This window comes from Sphingomonas sp. FARSPH (assembly GCF_003355005.1).
GTDB lineage: Bacteria > Pseudomonadota > Alphaproteobacteria > Sphingomonadales > Sphingomonadaceae > Sphingomonas.
The window spans coordinates 183,220-202,866 of the sequence record NZ_CP029985.1; the positions used below are offsets into that span (position 1 = coordinate 183,220).

Consider the following 19,647-nt stretch of genomic DNA (forward strand, 5'->3'; position numbering starts at 1 on the left):
TCGTCAGGCCGCCATGCCGCGCTGGAGCACTTCGACGCAGAGCAGCAGCACGAACGCCGCGCCCAGCCCCGCCGCACCGCCCAGGAACAGCTTCAGCCGCTTGGCGCGCTGGTCCGCCTGAACGCGCGTTACCACCTCGCCGATCGACCCGATCACCGGCATGCCGGTCGCCCGCTCCAGCCGCGTCGCGGTGGCGAAGGTCGCGCGCAGCTGGCCGAGCAGGAAGGCGGCGGCAACGCCCGCGCCCAGCCCGACGATCAGCACGCCGGTAAGCAGCAGCATGCGGTTGGGCGCGGTCGGCGTGCGCGGCAGCGTCGGCGGATCGATGACGGAAAACTTGATGCTGTCGGTCTGCGTCTGCGCCTGGCCGCGCATCGCGATCTGCTGCCGCTGCGCCAGCAGCTGGTCGTATTGCGCCTTCAGCACCTGATAATCGCGGTCGATCTGCCCCTGCTGCGCCGCGACCTCCGGGTCGCGCGCCAGCTTGGCGTTGAGCTGGTCGAGGTCGCCCTGCAGCTGCGCTTTGCGCATCTTCAGGCTGGCGACGGTCGACTGCTTTTCCGCCGCCATCGATTGCAGCGACAGGTACAGCGGATTGGGCGTGCCGCCGCCGGCGGTGCCGGTCGGCTCGCCCCGCGCCGCCGCCTGCGCCGCGGCAAGCTGCCGCTTCAGCGCGATGACGTCGGGATGCTGGTCGGTATAGCCGCGTGCGCGTGCATCGGCGAGCTGGCCTTGCACCGCGGCGAGCGCAGCGCGCGCCGGGCCGCCGGTGACGCCGCCCGCGCCGGGGATCGTCTGCGCCGTGCCGGCCATCTGGCCCTGCACCGCGGCGAGGCTGGACTGCGCGGCGGCAAGGTCGCTGTCGACCTGCGCCATCTGGCTGCGCGCCGCGCCGATCCGGTCGCTGACGCTGCCGGTGCCGGGCAATGCGCCGAGGTAGCGGTTCTGGAAATCGGCGCGCTTCGCCTCCGCATCGTTCAGCTGCCCCTGCAATTGCTGCAGCTGTTTGTTGAGGAAATCGAGGCTCTGGCTGGTCTGCGTCCGGTCGCGTCCCAGATTCTGCTCGACGAAGATGTCGATCAGTTTCTGCGTGATCGCCTTGGCGAGCTTGGGGCTGGAGGCGGTGGTGGTGATCTGGAACAGGTTGTTCTGCTGGCTTTCGACCTTGATCGCCGAGGCGAGGCCGGCGACCCGGTCGGCAACGTCACGGTCGCTCGACACGGTGTTGGCAAGGTCGGTGCCGCGCACGACCTTCTCCAGGTTCACCGCGCTGATCAGCGTCTGGCGGACCGTATCGACGTCCTGCTGCGCCTGCCCCGCGGGCGCATCCATCGTCGCAGGCAGGATCGACTGCATCTGGACGAAGACGCGCGCGCGCGATTCGTACCGGCTCGGCATCTGGCTGACGAAGAACCAGCCGAGCACGCACACGCCCCACGCCACCGCCAGCGCCAGCCAGCGCCGCGTCCAGATCGCATGCAGCGCGAGCCGCGCCTCGTCGTAGATGCCGTTCATCCCTTAGAACATCGATTCGGGAATGATGATGACGTCGCCGGGCTGGAGGCTGACGTTGGCGCTGGAATCGCCGCGCTTCAGCAGGTCGCCGATCAGCAGCTTGTACTCGACCTGCTTGCCCGTCGCGCGATCGTACCGGACCAGCTTCGCTTTGTTGCCCGCGGCATATTGGTTGAGCCCGCCGACCGCGATCATCGCGTCGAGCAGGGTCATGTTTGCGCGATAGGGGATCGAGGCGGGCTTTTCCGTCGCACCGATGACGCGGATCTGCTGGCTGTAGGTGCCCGAGAAATTCTCGACGATCACCGAGACGATCGGGTCCTTCACATATTCGCCGAGCGCGCGCTTCAGGTCCGCCGCGAGCATCGCCGGCGTCTTGCCGACCGCGGGCATGTCGTTGACCAATGGCGTGGTGATGCGGCCATCCGGGCGCACCGACACCTTCGCCGACAGTTCGGGATTGCGCCATACGAAGATGTTGAGCTGGTCGAGCGGGCCGATCACATATTCCTCGCCCGGCTGCTCCTTGTTCGCGACATAGGTGGCGGGCGGCAGCTCGGGCCGACCGCCGCCGCTCGTGCAGCCGCCGAGCAGCGACGCAGCGCTCCCTAGGGCGAGCAGGACACGGGAGGAAACACCGGAACGCATGCTGATCTCCTTCACGCCGTCGCCGCTTTTCCGGCACCGGACGCAGCTGGGGCTTGGCGCCGATATGGAGGGGGATAGGTGAAGATAGCGTTAGGAACGCCGCAGGCCCGCCGCTATCCTGTGGACATGCGGCCTTTTATCCCCTTCGTGGTCCTGCTGGCAACGGCCGCCTTGGCGGACACCGCGCCCCCGCTGTCGGGCGTCGCGATCGTTTCCGTCGCTTCGCCGCAAGCGGGGGCCGAACCCATCGCGCCGCGCCAGACGGAGACGCAGCGCCGTCACGCGCCCGGCCCGGTGACGGTGACAGTTGAGGAGGCGGGGATCGGCGGCGCCCGGCTGACGATGATCGACGGCGCGGCGCGCACCCTGCCCTCGACGACGCGCCCCCTGTGCGGGCCGCAACGCGCGGCGGGCGCGTGCCGCACGGGCGAATCGATCGCGGGACTGGAGATCACGTACCGCCTGACGGGCGTCGCGTCGGGCCAGACCTTCACGTTCCGCGACCGTTCCGCCAGCGGCCCGGGCGCGCCGATCGACACGGCGATCACGATCCGCTGATCGGCGCGACCAGCTCCGCCGCGGGCGGATGCCCCAGGAAACCCGCAGGACTCGCGCTCGCGCCATACGCGCCCGCGAGAAATATCGCGACAAGATCGCCGACCGCGACCGGGGGCAGCGCGACCTTGTCACCCAGCCGGTCGAGCGGCGTGCAGAGCGGCCCAACGACCGACACCGGCGCATCCGCCGCCACCGCGCCCATCCGCGCCGCGACCGCGAGCGGATAGTTGCGGCGCACGACGGTGCCGAAATTGCCGCTCGCAGCCAATTGATGGTTGAGCCCGCCATCGACGACGACGAACGTCTCGCCGCCGCTGTCCTTCACGTCGACGACGCGCGTCAGATAGACGCCGGCTTCCGCGACCAGCCACCGGCCGAGTTCGATCGCGAACCGCGCATCGCGCAGCACCGCGGGCCGCGCCGACAGTGCCTCGCCCAGCCGCACGCCGACCGCCTCGACATCGAGCGGCGCGTCGCCCGCAAAATAGGGCACGCCGAACCCGCCGCCCAGATTGACCAAAGGCGGCGCCGCGCCCGCCTCCTCCGCCAGCCGCGCGGCGAGCGCGATCGTCCCGGCCTGCGTCTCCGCCACCGCGTCCGCCGACAGCGCCTGGCTGCCGGCATAGATGTGAAACCCCCGCCAGTCCGCACCGCCCGCGACGATCGCGCGGACCAGCGCGGCCGCGCGCGCGGCATCGACGCCGAACGGCGACGGCCGTCCGCCCATCTTCATCCCCGAACCGCGCAACTCCATGTCGGGGTTGACGCGCACCGCCAGCCGCGGCGCGATGCCCAGCGCCGCGCCCTGCTGGAGCGCCCGCGCCGCCTCGCCTTCCGATTCAACGTTGAGCGTCGCGCCCGCGCGGATCGCCGCGGCGAGTTCGCTATCGCGCTTGCCGGGCCCCGCGAAGCTGATCGCCGCCGCCGGCTTCACCGCCAGCGCGCGCGCCAGTTCGCCGCCCGACGCGACGTCCAGCCCGTCGACCAGCGGCGCGATCTGTGCAAGCAGGCCGGCGTGGGGATTGGCCTTGATCGCGTAATGCAGGTCTATTCCCGGAAAGGCCGCGCGGAACCGCGCGACCCGCGCGGCGACGATACCCGCGTCATAGACGAACAGCGGCGTGTCGCCCGCCATCGCCGCCCAAGCCTCCGCTTCACGGCCCGCGATGGTCAGCGCGCCATGCTGGCCCGTGAATTCGGGCGGCAGCGGTCCCATCGGCTTCACGCGGACAGCTCCGCACGGATCGCCGCGCGGTCCAGCTTGCCGTTGGCGTTGCGCGGTAGCAGGTCGCGCCACACGTATCGCGCCGGCTGCATGAAGCTCGGCAGCAGCGCGCGCAGCCGGGCACGCAGCGCATCCTCGCCCGCCGGATCGCCCGCCAGCATCACCACGATCGCCTGTCCCTGCCGCGGATCGGCGACGCCCACCGCCACCGCCTCGCGCGCCTCGTTCCCCGCCAGCACCGCTTCCTCCACTTCCAGCGGGCTGATCCGGTTGCCCGCGCTCTTGATCATCTCGTCGTCGCGGCCGACGAAGCGGAACAGACCGTCCGCCCCCTCCACCACCGTGTCGCCCGACCATACCGCCATGCCGCCGCTCCGCGCCCAGGCCGGGGCCGGGCGAAAGCGCTGCGCGGTGCGCGGTGCGTCCTGCCAATAGCCTTGCGCGACCAGCGGCCCGGCATGGACGAGTTCCCCCGGCTCGCCCGCCGCGGCGCGGCTGCCGTCGGGGCGCACCGCCATCACCTCCGCGAACGGAATCGCGCGCCCCATCGCGTCGGGATGCGCATCGATCAGCGCCGGCGCGAGATACGTCGACCGGAACGCTTCGGTGAGGCCGTACATCGCGTAGAGGTCGGCCCGCGGAAACCGCGCGCGGAGCGCCCGCACCAGCCGCTCGGTCAGCGCGCCGCCCGAGTTGGTCAGCCGGCGAAGGCTCGTCTGCGCCGGCCACTCCGCCTCGAGCAACTGCACCCACAGGGGCGGCACCCCGGCGAGCGTCGTCGCATCGACACGCGCCACCGCCTTCACCACGTCGCGCGCGGTCAGATAGTCGAGCGGCGCCACCGCCGCCCCTCCCGCCCAGGTCGAGAGCAATTGGTTCTGACCGTAGTCGAACGACAAGGGCAGCACGCCGAGCACGCGGTCATCGGGCACGAGCGCCAGATAATGCGCGACGGATATCGCCCCCAGCCACAGGTTCGCGTGGCTCAGCATCACCCCCTTCGGCCGCCCGGTCGAGCCGGAGGTGTAGAGGATCGCTGCCAGATCATCAGGATCGGCGTCGGACCGCCCCGGCCCCGCCCGGTCCATCGGCACGTCCCCCTCCGCGACGATGCGGCAGGCGTCGGGCACGTCGCCCGCCTCCAGCGTCGCGGCGCGCGCGCCCTGCGTCACCAGCAACGCCGCGCCGCTGTCGGCGAGGATATGCGCCACCTGCGCGCGGCGCAGCGCGGGGTTGACGGGAACGTGGACCAGCCCCGCCCGCGCCGCCGCCAGCGGCATGACGCAGGCGAGCGCGGTCTTCGGCAGCCACGTCGCGACCCGCGCGCCCGGCGCGCGCGCCCGCGCCGCCAGCCAGCCCGCGACGGAAGCGACCGCGGCCTCCACCTCCGCGAAGGTCCAGTCACGCGCCTTCTCGATCAGCGCCGGCGCATCGGGCGCCCCGCGCAGGACGTGATCGATCGGCCGGGGGTTGGGATCAAGCGGCACCATCCTCCTCCTTTAGCCGTCCCCGCACGGTACGACACCCCACCATGGCCCGGCTTGCCCAACCGGCAGCGGCGCTCTAACCCGTGCCGCAATGCAACCGATCGAAGGCGCCCGCGTGCTTCCCGAAGGCCGTATCGACATCGAGAACACCGTTCGCGCCGTGCTCGCCGACGTGCTGGGCCTGTCGCGCGCGCGCGTCGACGCGTTCGAGGCGACGACGCCGCTGTTCGGCGCGCTGCCCGAACTCGATTCGATGGCGGTCGCGGGCGTGCTCACCGAACTGGAAGACCGGCTGGGCATCCTGATCGAGGATGACGAGGTCGATGGCGAGATGTTGGAAACCTTCGGCGCGCTGGTCATATTTGCCGCGGACAAGGCGCTCGTCTAGCGTCCCGGCCGGATGACCGGCCTGACGATCGACCATTACGACTGGACGAGCGCGGACGGCATCACGCGCCGCGAGCCGATGCTGCGCTTCGGCCCCGACGATGGCCCGGTGCTGGTCGCGGCGCTGCCCTTGTTCGAGGAAGCCAACCGCACCCGCACCTTCGTCGTCGGCCTGCTCCGCCGGCTCGCCGCGTGCGGTATCGCCAGCCTGCTCCCCGACGTTCCCGGCCAGGGCGAAAGCACGACGCCGCTGGACGCGCTCACCATCCTCCGTATGGCCGGAGCGCTGGAGGCCGTCACCGATCGCTGCCACGCGGCGGGTCGGCGCACCTATGCGCTGGGCATCCGCAGCGGCGCGCTGCTCGACTATTGCGCGCTCCACAGCGGCCGTTGGTATCTCGCGCCGCAAACCGGTGCCGAACTCCTGCGCGACCTGCACCGCATCTGGCGCGCGGTAGGGAATGACGGCGACCAGATCGCGATGATGCATGGCGCGGACGCCGTCGAGATCGCCGGCAACCGCCTGTCCGCCGATCTGCTCTCCTCGCTCTCCGCCGCGACGCCGTTCGACCAGCCCGGCGTTCCCCGCCGCGTCGTCCGCCTGGCGTCGGACCCTGCCCCCGCCGACGCGCGGTTCGACGCCGCGCCGCTGTGGCGTCGCGCCGAGCCGGGCGACGATCCCGCGCTTGCCGAACTGCTCGCCAGCGACATCGCCGCATGGATCGCCCGATGCGAAGCCTGATCGCTTTCCCTTGCGCGGGCGAGACATTGCTCGGCACGCTCGACGCCGCGCCCGGCACGACCGGGCTCGTGATCGTGTCGGGCGGCAACGAAATCCGCTGCGGCGCGCATCGCGGCATGGCGCTGCTTGCCGAGACGATCGCCGCGCACGGCCATCCCGTCTTCCGCTACGACCGCCGCGGCATCGGCGATTCGAGCGGCATCAACCGCGGTTTCCTGTCGACCGAGGCGGACCTCGTCGCCGCGACCGCGGCGTTCCGCACCGCCCAGCCGCATGTCACGCGCCTGATCGCCTTCGGCAATTGCGATGCGGCCTCCACGCTCGCGCTGTTCGGCCGCGCGGCGGGGATCGACCGCCTGCTGCTCGCCAATCCGTGGCTGGTGGAGGCGACCGACGACCTGCCCCCGCCCGCCGCGATCCGCGCGCATTACGCCCGGCGGCTGCGCGATCCGCGCCAGTGGCTGCGACTGCTGTCGGGCGGCATCGACCTCAGCAAGGCGGTGCGCGGCCTGCGGCGAAGCACCGATCGCGCGCCGCTGCCACCGCTCGCGGCCCGCATCATCGCCGGAATCGAGTCCTGGGGCCCGGACGCGCGCATCCTGCTTGCCGAGCGCGACGCAACTGCCATCGCCTTCCACGCCGCCACCCCGCACCTGCCCGTCACGACGATCCCCACCGCCTCGCACAGCTTCGCACGCGACGCGGACAAGGCAGCATTGCTGCAAATGGTGTTGGCGTTCGTGGCTGGATAAGCCCGTCCCCTTCAGGGGAGGGGTTTGGGGGTGGAGGACGTCTCACCGAGCGCTGCGCCTGCGGCCCCCACCCCAACCCCTCCCCTGAAGGGGGCGGGCTCAGGCAGAGGCTCACTCCGCCGCTTCGGCCATCTCGGCGAATTCCGCCGCCGCCAGGAACCGCTCCGCATCCAGTGCCGCCATGCAGCCGGTGCCCGCCGCGGTCACTGCCTGGCGATAGATCTTGTCCGCGACGTCACCGCACGCGAACACGCCGGGCACGCTGGTGCGCGTCGATCCCGTCTCGACCGCGATATAGCCATCGTCATCGAGCGCCAGGTGCCCGCGGAACAGCTCGGTCGCCGGATGGTGGCCGATCGCGACGAACCCGCCCTCGACGTCGAGCCGCGAATGCTCGCCCGTCACCGTATCCTCCAGCTCCAGCGCGACGAGCCCGGCATTGCCGCCGCCGTCGACGAACGCGCGCACTTCCTTGTTCCACAGCACCGTGATGTTCGGATGCGCGTGCAGCCGCTCCTGCAGGATGCGCTCCGCGCGTAAGGAGTCGCGGCGGTGGATCAGCGTCACGTCGTCGCTGTGGTTGGTCAGGTACAGCGCCTCCTCGACCGCGGTGTTGCCGCCGCCGATCACCGCGACCTTCTTGCCGCGGTAGAAGAAGCCGTCGCAGGTCGCGCAGGCGGACACCCCCTTGCCCTTCATCGCCTCCTCGCTGTCGAGGCCCAGCCATTTCGCCTGCGCGCCGGTGGCGATGACCAGCACCTCGCCCTCGTACACGTCGCCGCCGTCGCCGATCAGGCGGAACGGGCGCTTGGACAGGTTGACCTCGACGATCGTGTCCCACATCAGGCGCGTGCCGACATGCTCGGCCTGCTTCTGCATCTGCTCCATCAGCCACGGGCCCTGGATGACGTCGGCGAAGCCCGGATAGTTCTCGACATCGGTCGTCGTCGTCAGCTGCCCGCCGGGCTGGATGCCCTGCACCACGATCGGCTGCATCCCCGCACGCGCGCCATAGATGGCGGCGGAAAGCCCGGCGGGTCCGGAGCCGAGGATCAGCATGCGGGTCGTGTGGGTGGTCATGGAAAACGCGCCTGTTCGGGTGGGAAAGTTGTCGCTGATCTAGGATGGACAGCGGCATGGGGCAACGCCCCACCCTTTGCTCACGCCATCTCGGGCACCAGCGCCGCAGCGCGGAGATCCGCCGCCAACGCGTCGACACGCGCGACATCGGCGTCCCACGCGAACATGAAGCGCGCGCCGCCGCCGATGAACGTGTAGAATCGCCACCCCTTGGCGCGCAGCGTCTCCAGCACGTCCTCCGGCGCCGCGAGGAACACCGCATTCGCCTCGACCGGAAAGATCGGCGCGACGTCGGGCAGCCCTTCGACCGCCGCCGCCAGCCGCCGCGCGCAGGCATTGCCGTGCGCCGCATTGCGCAGCCACGCGCCGCTTTCCAGCAGGCCCACCCAGGGCGCCGACAGAAAGCGCATCTTCGACGCGAGCTGCCCCGCCTGCTTGCAGCGATAGTCGAAGTCCTCGGCCAGGGTGCGATCGAAGAAGATCACCGCCTCGCCCACCGCCATGCCGTTCTTCGTCCCGCCGAAGCACAAGACGTCGACGCCCGCGCGCCAGGTGATGTCGGCGGGCGCGCAGCCGAGCGCGGCGCAGGCGTGCGCGAAGCGCGCACCGTCCATGTGCAGCTTCAGGCCCAGGTCGCGGCACGTCGCCGACAGCGCCGCGATCTCCGCGATCGTATAGACCTGCCCCGTCTCGGTCGGCTGGGTGATCGTCACGACGCGCGGTTTCGGGAAATGGATGTCGGATCGGCTGGTCGCGAGGCTGCGCACTGCTTCGGGCGTCAGCTTGCCGCCCGCGGTCGGCGCGACGAGCAGCTTCGATCCGTTGGAGAAGAACTCCGGCGCACCGCATTCGTCCGTCTCGACGTGCGCCGACGCGGCGCAGATCACGCTGTGGAACGACTGGCATAGTTGCGCGAGCGCAAGCGAATTGGCCGCGGTGCCGTTGAACACGAAGAAGACGTCGCACTTGGTCGCGAACAGTGTGCGGAATGCGTCGGCGGCGCGGTCCGTCCAGTCGTCGTCGCCATAAGCGGTCGCCGACCCGGCGTTGGCGCGCGCCATCGCGTCCCACACTTCCGGGCAGACCCCGGCGTAATTATCGCTGGCGAATTGCTGGGCATGCGCGGTCACGTCGTCGTCCTCCTGAAAGGGTTCAGGAATCGCGTCGACGTACGGCTATGCAGCGTGTCCCGTTCGTTGCCGGTTCGGCCACATCCTCCTTCCCTTGCGGGAAGGAGCACCACCTTGCCGGGATCGGCAGGTTGGTGCCGGGCGTCGGCCCGACTCTTGATGTCTGGCCGACGCCCTATCGCCTCATGCTGCGCTGCGCAAGATCACCAGCTGAGGCCGGCGCGCGCGTACAGGTAACGCCCGTTGAACCCGAACGGCGAGAAATACGGGTAGCCGAGCACGCCCGTCGAATTGTTCGCCGGCACGATCGCGCGCGGATAGACGTCGAACAGGTTACTGACGCCCAGCCCGAACTGTGCGCCCTTCGGCGCCGAATAGCGCAGTTCGAGGTCGGTGATCGCGCGGTTGCCGGTCAACACGTCCGCGCTCGCCACGGTGCCGGGCTGGTTGACGTTGCCGTAATAGGTGACGCGCGCCAGCGCGCCCAGACGATCGAGCGACCAGTCGATCGTCCCCGTCACCTTTTCGCCCGGCGTACCCTGTTCCAGCGTCAGGATGCGGCTGCGCGCGAACAGCGTCGGCGCGGGGTTGAGCGTCGCGGTGCTGGTCGGCACGCGCGTCACCGCGATCGTGTTGACGTTGCCCGCCAGCGTGAAGTCGAACGTCCCCGCGCTTTGCGTCTTCGTGCGGTAATGCGCGACCGCGTCGATCCCCTTCGCCGTGCTGGCGAGACCGTTGATGAAGAAGCGTGCCGCCGACACGTTATACGGCGCGAGCAGGCCGGCGACCTGGCCGCTGAACGTCGACTGGATATTCTCCGACAGGCCGATCTGGTCGCGGATGTGGATGCGGTACGCGTCGACCGTCAGGTCGAACCCGCCCGCGCGGATCACCGTGCCGACCGACAGGTTCGACGACTTCTCGGGCCGCAGCGGCAGGCCGCCGAGCGCGGTGCCGACCGCGCTCGTCGACGGGAAGGTGCCCGTCTGGATCGGCACGCCGTTGGTCACCACCTGCGCGGTCTGCGTGAAATATTGCTGCTGCAGCGACGGCGCGCGGAAGCCCGTCGACGCCGTGCCGCGCAGCGCGAACCAGTCGGTGACGTCGTAGCGCGCCGATGCCTTGCCCGTCGCGGTCGAGCCGAAATCCGAATAATCCTCGCCGCGCCCGGCAAGGCCGACCAGCAGCTTGTCGGTCAGCTGCGCCTCGACGTCGAGGTAGATGCTGCCGCTGCGGCGGCTGCGCTTCGTCGCATTCTCCGCGCGGAAGCCACCGAAGCCCTGCGCGCCAGGCGCCGATCCCGCCACCGCGTCGCTCGCCGTCGCCGGATAATCGTACGACGCGCGCTCGCCCGGCGTGATCTTGTAGCCTTCGCGCCGCCCCTCGATGCCGAAGGCGACGTTCAGCGACTGGAAGACGTCGAACTTGCGCGTCACGTCCAGCCCCGCGACATATTGGTCGTACGCGACCTGGCCGTCGTAGAAATTGTGCGGCGTCGCCGACCCATAGGCGTAGTTCGCCGAGTTGAGCGTGCGGAAATCGACCGTGTTGCGCCCGTAGCTGAACGAAAGGTCGACGTTGTATCCGCCAAAGTCGCCGCGCAGCCCCGCGGCCGAATTGATGTCCCGTGCCCGGCTGTTGATCAGCGGCAGGAAGCCGTTCGGATAGCCGGCAAGGGTCAGCTGGCGGATCGTATTGGCGCTCGCATTGGCGGCGCGGATCCGCGGGAAGGCGGCGCTGCTGGTGTCGCGATCCTGATATCCGCCGAAGGCATAGAGGCTGACGTTGTCGGTCAGCGACGTGCCCGCGTTGACGAAGCCGGTATATTGCTCGACCTCGGGATCGCCATAGCGGCCGGTGACGCGATTGGGCGACACGCGCGTATCGATGTCCGCACGGTTGGTCGGCTGGCGCTTGGTATATTCGCCCGAGATGGTGACGAAGCCGTCGCTGCCGAAGCCCAGCCCCTGCCACGCCGACGCGGTGACGACGGGCTCGCCCTTCACGTTGCGGCGGTTGTTCGCGGTGTCGACCTGCGTGTCGTAAAAGCCGTAGGTGACGCTCGCGCCGCCGCCCGAACGCGCTTCGCGCAGGCGCAGGTTGACGACGCCCGCGATCGCATCCGACCCGTATTGCGCCGACGCGCCGTCGCGCAGCACCTCGATCCGGTCGAGCGCGACGGTCGGCACCGTATTGAGGTCGACCGCCGCCGACCCGCGACCCACCGTGCCGTTGGTGTTGAGGTTGGCGGAGGTGTGCCCGCGGATGCCGTTGATCAGCACCAACGTCTGGTCGGGCGACAGGCCGCGCAGCGTCGCCGGGCGGATCGCGTCGGTGCCGTCGTTGGCGGACGGGCGCGGGAAGTCGATCGACGGCGCGACGGTGGCGAGCGCGGCGGCGAGTTCGGTCGTCCCCTGCCGCTGCAGGCTCGCGCCGCTCAGCACGTCGACGGGCGACACGCTGTCAAGCCGTGTGCGCCCTTCGGCGCGCGTGCCGGTGACGATGATGTCGTTGCCCTCATTCGCCGCCGTTGCCGCGTCCGCGGTGGGTGCGACCTGCGCCGGCTGGTCGTCGGCCGATGGCGTCTGCGCCGGTGCGGCCTGCGGCGCCGGCGCGGCCTGCGCGGCGGCGCCCTGCGCGACGAGCGCGAGCAGCGAGGCGCCGAGAAGTGCGGTGGTGCGGCCCTGTGTCATTCCCTGAAATCCCTTTATTGCCGCAGTGCAGCACACTGCGGAAACCCGGCCCCCTAACGCTTGAGGGCCGCGCGGATCGGCAAAGAATTTCTATCCCCCCGCGTGGTCGCTTTGCGCCGCACGTTACGCCGCGCGGGGGGTCAGGGTCGGCGCGCCGTCAGTAGGCGACGCGCTGCGCCTTCAGTCCCAGCTTCGCGAGTTGTGCCTGCACCGACTCCGGCCCGGCCAGATGCCCCGCGCCCACCGCGATGAACACCGTCCCCGGCTGCGCCATCCGTCCCTTGATCCACTGCGCCCAGCGCGCGTTGCGGTCGGTCAGCAGCACCTTGGCGACCTCGGGCGAGTCCTTCAGGCTGTCGTTCATCTCGCGCGCCAGCGCGTCGGGATCGCCGTCCGCCCATTCCTTGACCATCGTCGCCATCGTCGTGTCGAGCTTGGGCAGTTCGTCGACGGTGCTTTCCAGGAACTGGATCTGCGCGGGTTGCGACAGGCTGCCGAAAAAGCCGAACTGCTGCTCCGCCGTCTCCAGCCCGGTCAGCGGCTTGCCCGCCTGCCTCGCCGCCGCGGTGATGACCGCCTCCGGCCCGTTGGCGCTGTCATAACCCATCTTCGACAGCGGCGCGATCGACAGCTGCGTCGCCGCCAGCCACGGCCGGAACCGGTCGAGCGCGTTGGCGGGCAGGCCCATGTCCACCACCGCCTTGGTGAAGGCGGGGCGCTTGTCGGCGGGCAGCTGCTCGGTCAGCGGCGGCGTGCCGGCGGGCGCGATCCCCGTCGCCGCGACCAGCTTCGTCATCGCCGCCTGATCGGGCATCACCAGTTCCAGCTTGACCTCGTTCGCGCTGTCGAACGCCTTCTTCACCGCCTCGTCGAACCAGGTCAGGCCCGGCTTCAGCACGTGGATCGTGCCGAACAGATAGACGGTCGTGTCCTTGTCCTTCACCACCCACAGTGCGGGATCGGCGTCGTTTGCCGCTCGCGCCGGCTTGGCGGCGGACGGTTGCTGCGCACAGGCGGGCAGCGCAAGGAGCAGGCTGAGCGACGACAGCGCGGCGCCGAGGGATCGGATCATGGGCGAACGGATGTCCCAAAGAGGATGATGCACGCGGATGTCCCAAAGAGGATGATGCACGCAAACCTAATGCTGCGCTGCACGACTTGCTAGACGCGCAACGATCCGCCAAAGCCTGCGCCCGATGGCTGCTCGACCCCTCTCCTTCCAGAAGATGATCCTGACGCTCCACGACTATTGGAGCGATCGGGGCTGCGTGATCCTCCAGCCGTACGACATGGAAATGGGCGCGGGCACGTTCCACCCCGCCACCACGCTGCGCGCGCTGGGGCCGGACACGTGGAACGCCGCCTTCGTCCAGCCGTGCCGCCGCCCGACCGACGGCCGCTATGGCGAAAACCCCAATCGCCTCCAGCATTACTATCAATACCAGGTCATCCTGAAGCCGAGCCCGCCCGACCTCCAGGACCTGTACCTGGGCAGCCTCGCCGCGATCGGCGTCGACATGACGCGCCACGACATCCGCTTCGTCGAGGACGATTGGGAAAGCCCGACGCTCGGCGCCTGGGGCCTCGGCTGGGAAGTGTGGTGCGACGGCATGGAGGTGACGCAATTCACCTACTTCCAGCAGATGGGCGGTTTCGACATGAAGCCCGTCGCGGGCGAACTGACCTACGGCCTCGAACGCCTCGCGATGTACATCCAGGACGTCGACAACGTCTACGACCTCGCCTTCAACGACGCGGGCGTGACCTATGGCGACGTCTTCCTCGAGAACGAACGCCAGATGTCGAAGTGGAACTTCGAGATCGCCGACACCGCGACGCTGTTCGACGCCTTCAAGAAAGCGGCGGCGGAGTGCGAGAACTGCCTCGCCCCCAAGGACGGCTCCGCGCCTCTCCCCATCCCCGCCTACGAACAGGCGATCAAGGCCAGCCACACCTTCAACCTGCTCCAGGCGCGTGGCGTCATCTCGGTGGCGGAACGCCAGGCCTATATCGGCCGCGTCCGCGACCTCGCCAAGGGCGCCTGCAGCGCGTGGATGGAGAAGAACGGGTGGGCGGCGTGATGCTTCCACGCCGATTCGAAGAAGGTGTGTTCACGCGGAGACGCGGAGACGCGGAGAAGAAGGGCGGCGAACGTTCGTTTCGGTCAGATGTTCGCGCGATCCTGCACCTATCCCATGTAGAGCGCCTGCGGCGCGAAGCCCGGGCAGTGCCGCAAGCACGGCCCAATCTCTCTCATCTTCTTCTCCGCGTCTCCGCGTCTCCGCGTGAACACAATTCTTCCTTCTTCTTCGGCGCCGCCCAATGACCGACTTCCTGCTCGAACTCCGCTCCGAAGAAATCCCGGCGCGCATGCAGGACAAGGCGCGCGAGGATCTCGCCCGCCTGTTCGCCGCCGAGCTGGCGAAGGCCGGCCTCGCCGCGACCGAGCTGGTCACCTACGCCACGCCGCGCCGCCTCGCGCTGATCGCGCGCGGGCTGCCGACCGAGACGCAGGCGGTGAGCGAGGAGCTGAAGGGCCCCAAGGCCAATGCCCCCGAACAGGCGCTGGCGGGCTTCCTGCGCAAGACCGGCCTCGCGCGCGAGCACCTGACCGAGCGGGACGGCGTGCTCTACGCGATCACCGAAAAGCCCGGCCGCGCCACCGCGGACGTGCTGGCAGAGGCAATCCCGGGAATCGTCCGCGCCTTCCCCTGGCCCAAGTCGATGCGCTGGGGCGCGGCGTCCGCCTCCACCGAGAGCTTGCGCTGGGTGCGCCCGCTGCACGGCATCGTCGCCTTGCTCGGCACCGAGCTCGTGCCGGTCGAGATCGCAGGGATCGCCAGCGGCGCGACCACCAGCGGCCACCGCTTCCACCATCAGGGCGCGGTGACGATCGGCTCCGCGGCCGATTACGTCGAGACGCTGCGCGCCGCGCACGTCGTCGTCGACCAGGACGAACGCCGCGCGATCATCCGCGACCGCGCCACCGCCCTCGCCGCCGAGGCGGGGCTGGTGCTGGTCGAGGACGAAGGGCTGGTCGGCGAGAATGCCGGCCTCACCGAATGGCCGGTGCCGCTGCTCGGCCGCTTCGACGCCGACTTCCTCAGCGTGCCGCCCGAGGTGATCCAGCTCACCGCGCGCGTGAACCAGAAATATTTCGTCTGCCGCGACGCGGGCGGAGCGCTCGCCAACGCCTTCGTCTGCACCGCCAATATCGAGGCGACCGACGGCGGCGCCAAGATCGTCGAGGGCAACCGCAAGGTCCTCGCCGCCCGCCTCTCAGACGCGCGCTTCTTTTACGACACTGATTTGAAGACGCCGCTCGAAGAGCAGGCGAACAAGCTGTCGAACATCGTCTTCCACGAAAAGCTGGGAACGGTGGCGGACAAGGTCGACCGCGTCGCCAAGCTGGCGCGCTGGCTGGTCGAAGAGGGTATCGTCACGAACAAGCCCCTCCCCTTCAGGGGAGGGGTTGGGGTGGGGAACGCCGCCCGCGACGGGCTCGATGAGACCTCCCCCACCCCCAACCCCTCCCCTGAAGGGGAGGGGCTTATGTCCCTCGCCGCCATGGCCGAACGCGCCGCGCGCCTCGCCAAGGCGGACCTCGTCACCGGCATGGTCGGCGAATTCCCCGAGCTTCAGGGCCTGATGGGCGGCTATTACGCCGCCGCGCAGGGCGAACCCCGCGAAGTCGCCGAAGCCATCCGCGACCATTACAAGCCGGTCGGCCAGGGCGACGACGTCCCCACCGCGCCGGTGACGGTGGCGGTGTCGCTGGCGGACAAGCTGGATACGTTGGTTGCGTTCTTCGCGATCAATCAAACGCCGACCGGTTCACGTGACCCGTTTGCACTCAGGCGTGCCGCGTTGGCCATCAATCGGCTGATAATGTCCAACAATCTTCGGATCTCGCTATCTCGTTTTCTTGCTGAGGCCGAACCAGCAGCATTGCTCACAATACTTGGCAGAGATGGTTCGCCAGCTCAGCGGCACGTCCTGCGCTCTGTGCTGTCACTATTAAATGGCTGGACAGAAGACAGGCTCCCTCATGACGTGATGACCCGATTGACCGGACGAGAAATCGCGCTGATAACAGAGGTGCGTACAGCAAGCCGTCCCCAACTACTCGCCTTCTTCGCCGACCGCCTCAAAGTCCAGCAACGCGAGGCCGGCGTCCGTCACGATCTGATCGACGCGGTGTTCGCGCTCGGCGGCGAGGACGACCTCGTCCGCCTGCTCGCCCGCGTCCGCGCGCTGCAGGCGTTCGTCGCGACCGACGACGGCGCGAACCTGCTCGCCGGCTACAAGCGCGCCGCCAACATCCTCAAGAAGGAAGGCCAGGCCCCCGATGCCGACGGCGCCGCCGACGGCGCCGCGAAAACACTTTCCTACACGCCCGAAAAGGCCGAAGCTTACCTGATCGCCGCCCTTGATTCGGCCGAGCCCGCCGCCGCCGCCGCGGTGGCGGACGAGGATTTCGAGCGGGCGATGGCGGCGCTCGCGAGCTTGCGCGCCCCGATCGACGCCTTCTTCGACGCCGTCACCGTCAACGATGCCGATCCGGCCAAGCGCGCCGCGCGCCTCGCCCTGCTCGCCCGCGTCCGCGCGGCGGTGCACACCGTCGCCGACTTTTCGAAGATCGAGGGGTAGGAGGCGACCACCCCCGTCTATTCCACATCGTCCACTTCCGAACGTACGGTATTTTCTTCCTCCCCGGGGATCAGGCCTTACCCGTGAACTGCAAGGACCAGCGATGACCCAATATGTGTTCCGTTTCGGCGGCGGCGTGTCCGACGGCGGCAAGGGCGACAAGAACCTGTTGGGCGGCAAGGGCGCAAACCTGGCGGAAATGGCGTCGATCGGCCTGCCCGTCCCGCCGGGCTTCACGATCAGCACAGCGATGTGCACGCGCTATTACGAAGAGGGCGAGCAATTCCCGCAGAGCCTGCGCGACGAGGTGGCGAACGGCATCGCGCATATCGAACAGGTGACGGGCAAGGTCTTCGGCGATCCCGCGAACCCGCTGCTCGTCTCGGTCCGCTCCGGTGCGCGCGTGTCGATGCCGGGGATGATGGACACCGTGCTCAACCTCGGCCTCAACGACGAAACGGTCGAGGGACTGGCGCGCGGCGCGGACGATGCGCGCTTCGCCTGGGACAGCTACCGCCGCTTCATCCAGATGTACGCCGACGTCGTGCTCGAGCTCGACCACGGCGCGTTCGAGGAAGCGCTGGAAATCGCCAAGGAAGACAATGGCTACACGCTCGACACTGAGCTTTCCGCCGACGACCTGCGCGCGCTCGTCGCCGAATATAAGGGGCTGGTCGAGAAGGAATGGGGCAAGCCCTTCCCGCAGGACGTCCATGACCAGCTCTGGGGCGCAGTCGGCGCGGTGTTCGGATCGTGGCAGTCGGAACGCGCCAAGGTCTATCGCCGCCTGAACGACATTCCCGCCGACTGGGGCACGGCGGTCAACGTTCAGGCGATGGTGTTCGGCAACATGGGCGACACGTCCGCGACCGGCGTCGCCTTCACCCGCGATCCGGCGAAGGGCGACCGGGCCTATTACGGCGAATTCCTCATCAACGCGCAGGGCGAGGATGTCGTCGCCGGCATCCGCACGCCGCAATATCTGACCCGCGCCGCCCGCGAGGAAGCAGGCGCCAAGCCCGCCTCGATGGAAGAGGCGATGCCAGGGGTTTATGCCGAACTCGCTGCCGTCTTCGACCAGCTCGAGACGCATTACCGCGACATGCAGGACATCGAGTTCACGGTCGAAAAGGCCAAGCTCTGGATGCTGCAGACCCGTTCGGGCAAGCGCACCGCCAAGGCGGCGCTGAAGATCGCGGTCGACATGGCGAACGAAGGCCTGATCAGCCGCGAGGAGGCGGTGGCGCGGGTCGATCCGATGGCGCTCGACCAGCTGCTCCATCCGACGCTCGACCCGAAGGCGCCGCGCGACGTCATCGCCAAGGGCCTGCCCGCGAGCCCCGGTGCGGCGTCCGGCACGATCGTGTTCGACGCCGATACCGCGGAAAAGCGCGCCGCGGCGGGCGAGTCGGTCATCCTCGTCCGCGTCGAGACAAGCCCGGAGGACATCCACGGCATGCACGCGGCAAAGGGCATCCTGACCGCGCGCGGCGGCATGACCAGCCACGCCGCGGTCGTCGCGCGCGGCATGGGCCGCCCCTGCGTCTCCGGTGCAGGCGGCCTGTCCATCTCCGCCAAGGACAAGGTGCTGAAGGTCGGCGGCCGCACGCTCGGCGAAGGCGACACGATCACCATCGACGGCGCCAGTGGCGAGGTGATGGCGGGCGCGGTCGCAACCGTGCAGCCCGAGCTGGCGGGCGATTTCGGCACGCTGATGGCCTGGGCCGACGGCGTCCGCCGGCTGAAGGTGCGCGCCAACGCCGAGACCCCCGCCGACTGCCGCACCGCACGCGACTTCGGCGCGGAGGGGGTCGGCCTGTGCCGCACCGAGCATATGTTCTTCGACGCCGACCGCATCACCGCGGTGCGCCAGATGATCCTCGCCGACAGCGAGGCCGGCCGCCGTGCCGCACTGGACCGGCTGCTGCCCGCGCAGCGCAGCGACTTCACCGAGATCTTCGAGGTGATGGCCGGCCTGCCGGTGACGGTGCGGCTGCTCGACCCGCCGCTGCACGAATTCCTGCCGCACGAGGAGGCGGAGTTCGCCGAGGTCGCCGCGGCGGCGAACGTCGACGTCGAGACGCTGAAGCGCCGCGCGAGCGAACTGCACGAATTCAACCCGATGCTCGGCCATCGCGGCTGCCGGCTCGGCGTCACCTACCCCGAAATCTACGAGATGCAGGCGCGCGCCATCTTCGAGGCGGCGCTCGACGTCGCCGCACGGGGCGAGGCGCCGGTGCCCGAGATCATGATCCCGCTGGTCGCGACCAAGCGCGAGCTCGACCTGATGAAGGCGGTCGTCGACAAGGCTGCCGAGACGGTCTTCGTCGAGCGCGGCGCCAGCGTTGACTATCTCGTCGGCACGATGATCGAATTGCCGCGCGCCGCGCTGAAGGCGGGCGAGATCGCGGAGACGGGCGAGTTCTTCTCTTTCGGCACCAACGACCTGACGCAAACGACGCTGGGCGTCAGCCGCGACGATGCCGCCCGCTTCCTCGGCGCCTATGTCGAAAAGGGCATCTACGCCAAGGACCCGTTCGTCAGCCTCGACGTCGAGGGCGTCGGCGAACTGGTCAAGCTGGCGGCCGAGCGCGGCCGGGCGACGCGGCCGGACATCAAGCTCGGCATCTGCGGCGAACATGGCGGCGACCCGGCGAGCATCGCCTTTTGCGAGGAAGTCGGGCTCAGCTACGTCTCGGCCAGCCCCTATCGCGTGCCGATCGCGCGACTCGCCGCGGCGCAGGCGGCGCTGCGCAAGTAACGCCCGATGCGAACCCCGG

The 19,647-nt window shown here is 69.4% G+C and carries 15 protein-coding genes and 1 riboswitch; of the genes, 7 read left to right on the forward strand and 8 right to left on the reverse strand.

Annotated features, from left to right (window positions below; all coding sequences use genetic code 11):
* Nucleotides 1-3 precede the first annotated feature (3 nt).
* The gene (locus DM480_RS00930) at nucleotides 4-1,515 is read right to left on the reverse strand and encodes an XrtA system polysaccharide chain length determinant (RefSeq protein ID WP_115377149.1); all 1,512 of its coding nucleotides are present in this window, start codon (nucleotides 1,513-1,515) and stop codon (nucleotides 4-6) included.
* A 3-nt stretch (nucleotides 1,516-1,518) separates the two neighbouring features.
* Nucleotides 1,519-2,163: an XrtA/PEP-CTERM system exopolysaccharide export protein gene (locus DM480_RS00935; protein WP_115377150.1), complete on the reverse strand. Its 645-nt coding sequence runs from the start codon at nucleotides 2,161-2,163 to the stop codon at nucleotides 1,519-1,521.
* A gap of 126 nt (nucleotides 2,164-2,289) precedes the next feature.
* On the opposite strand from DM480_RS00935, the gene DM480_RS00940 reads away from it, so the two are divergent.
* Nucleotides 2,290-2,721 carry a DUF4879 domain-containing protein gene (locus DM480_RS00940; RefSeq protein ID WP_115377151.1) on the forward strand — a complete coding sequence of 144 codons (432 nt, stop codon included), beginning with the start codon at nucleotides 2,290-2,292 and terminating at the stop codon, nucleotides 2,719-2,721.
* On the opposite strand, the gene DM480_RS00945 is transcribed toward DM480_RS00940, so the two are convergent.
* Nucleotides 2,708-3,946 carry a pyridoxal-dependent decarboxylase, exosortase A system-associated gene (locus DM480_RS00945; protein WP_115377152.1) on the reverse strand — a complete coding sequence of 413 codons (1,239 nt, stop codon included), beginning with the start codon at nucleotides 3,944-3,946 and terminating at the stop codon, nucleotides 2,708-2,710. The two genes, DM480_RS00940 and DM480_RS00945, sit on opposite strands and share 14 nt — an antisense overlap.
* Nucleotides 3,943-5,436: an AMP-binding protein gene (locus DM480_RS00950; RefSeq protein WP_115377153.1), complete on the reverse strand. Its 1,494-nt coding sequence runs from the start codon at nucleotides 5,434-5,436 to the stop codon at nucleotides 3,943-3,945. The genes DM480_RS00945 and DM480_RS00950 overlap by 4 nt, the downstream gene beginning before the upstream one ends.
* An 88-nt stretch (nucleotides 5,437-5,524) precedes the next feature.
* Between DM480_RS00950 and DM480_RS00955 the strand changes: the two genes are divergently transcribed.
* From DM480_RS00955 to DM480_RS00965, 3 genes are read left to right on the forward strand one after another with little or no spacing between them, the layout of a single operon-like run.
* Entirely contained in the window at nucleotides 5,525-5,821 is a 297-nt protein-coding gene (locus DM480_RS00955; RefSeq protein ID WP_232834065.1) for an acyl carrier protein, read from the forward strand.
* A 12-nt stretch (nucleotides 5,822-5,833) separates the two neighbouring features.
* Nucleotides 5,834-6,562 (forward strand): hypothetical protein, encoded by a 729-nt coding sequence (locus tag DM480_RS00960; RefSeq protein ID WP_115377154.1) that lies wholly within the window; start codon nucleotides 5,834-5,836, stop codon nucleotides 6,560-6,562.
* Entirely contained in the window at nucleotides 6,550-7,314 is a 765-nt protein-coding gene (locus DM480_RS00965; protein ID WP_115380618.1) for a hydrolase 1, exosortase A system-associated, read from the forward strand. The genes DM480_RS00960 and DM480_RS00965 overlap by 13 nt, the downstream gene beginning before the upstream one ends.
* Before the next feature lie 111 nt (nucleotides 7,315-7,425).
* On the opposite strand, the gene trxB is transcribed toward DM480_RS00965, so the two are convergent.
* From trxB to DM480_RS00985, 4 genes are all read right to left on the reverse strand, one after another.
* Nucleotides 7,426-8,394 carry a thioredoxin-disulfide reductase gene (gene trxB, locus DM480_RS00970; RefSeq protein ID WP_115377155.1) on the reverse strand — a complete coding sequence of 323 codons (969 nt, stop codon included), beginning with the start codon at nucleotides 8,392-8,394 and terminating at the stop codon, nucleotides 7,426-7,428.
* An 80-nt stretch (nucleotides 8,395-8,474) separates the two neighbouring features.
* Nucleotides 8,475-9,524 carry a threonine aldolase family protein gene (locus DM480_RS00975; RefSeq protein WP_115377156.1) on the reverse strand — a complete coding sequence of 350 codons (1,050 nt, stop codon included), beginning with the start codon at nucleotides 9,522-9,524 and terminating at the stop codon, nucleotides 8,475-8,477.
* A 52-nt stretch (nucleotides 9,525-9,576) separates the two neighbouring features.
* Nucleotides 9,577-9,692: riboswitch (SAM-I-IV-variant riboswitch) on the reverse strand.
* Between the two features lie 35 nt (nucleotides 9,693-9,727).
* The gene (locus DM480_RS00980; protein WP_115377157.1) at nucleotides 9,728-12,217 is read right to left on the reverse strand and encodes a TonB-dependent receptor plug domain-containing protein; all 2,490 of its coding nucleotides are present in this window, start codon (nucleotides 12,215-12,217) and stop codon (nucleotides 9,728-9,730) included.
* Nucleotides 12,218-12,374: 157 nt separating this feature from the next.
* The gene (locus tag DM480_RS00985; RefSeq protein ID WP_115377158.1) at nucleotides 12,375-13,289 is read right to left on the reverse strand and encodes a TraB/GumN family protein; all 915 of its coding nucleotides are present in this window, start codon (nucleotides 13,287-13,289) and stop codon (nucleotides 12,375-12,377) included.
* A 124-nt stretch (nucleotides 13,290-13,413) separates the two neighbouring features.
* On the opposite strand from DM480_RS00985, the gene DM480_RS00990 reads away from it, so the two are divergent.
* The 3 genes from DM480_RS00990 (at nucleotide 13,414) to ppdK (ending at nucleotide 19,628) form a co-directional block, all read left to right on the forward strand.
* Nucleotides 13,414-14,298 (forward strand): glycine--tRNA ligase subunit alpha, encoded by an 885-nt coding sequence (locus DM480_RS00990; protein WP_115377159.1) that lies wholly within the window; start codon nucleotides 13,414-13,416, stop codon nucleotides 14,296-14,298.
* A gap of 241 nt (nucleotides 14,299-14,539) precedes the next feature.
* Nucleotides 14,540-16,867: a glycine--tRNA ligase subunit beta gene (gene glyS / locus DM480_RS00995; RefSeq protein WP_115377160.1), complete on the forward strand. Its 2,328-nt coding sequence runs from the start codon at nucleotides 14,540-14,542 to the stop codon at nucleotides 16,865-16,867.
* A gap of 103 nt (nucleotides 16,868-16,970) precedes the next feature.
* Complete coding sequence (gene ppdK, locus DM480_RS01000; protein WP_115377161.1) at nucleotides 16,971-19,628, forward strand: pyruvate, phosphate dikinase; 2,658 nt, start codon at nucleotides 16,971-16,973, stop codon at nucleotides 19,626-19,628.
* Nucleotides 19,629-19,647: the final 19 nt, after the last annotated feature.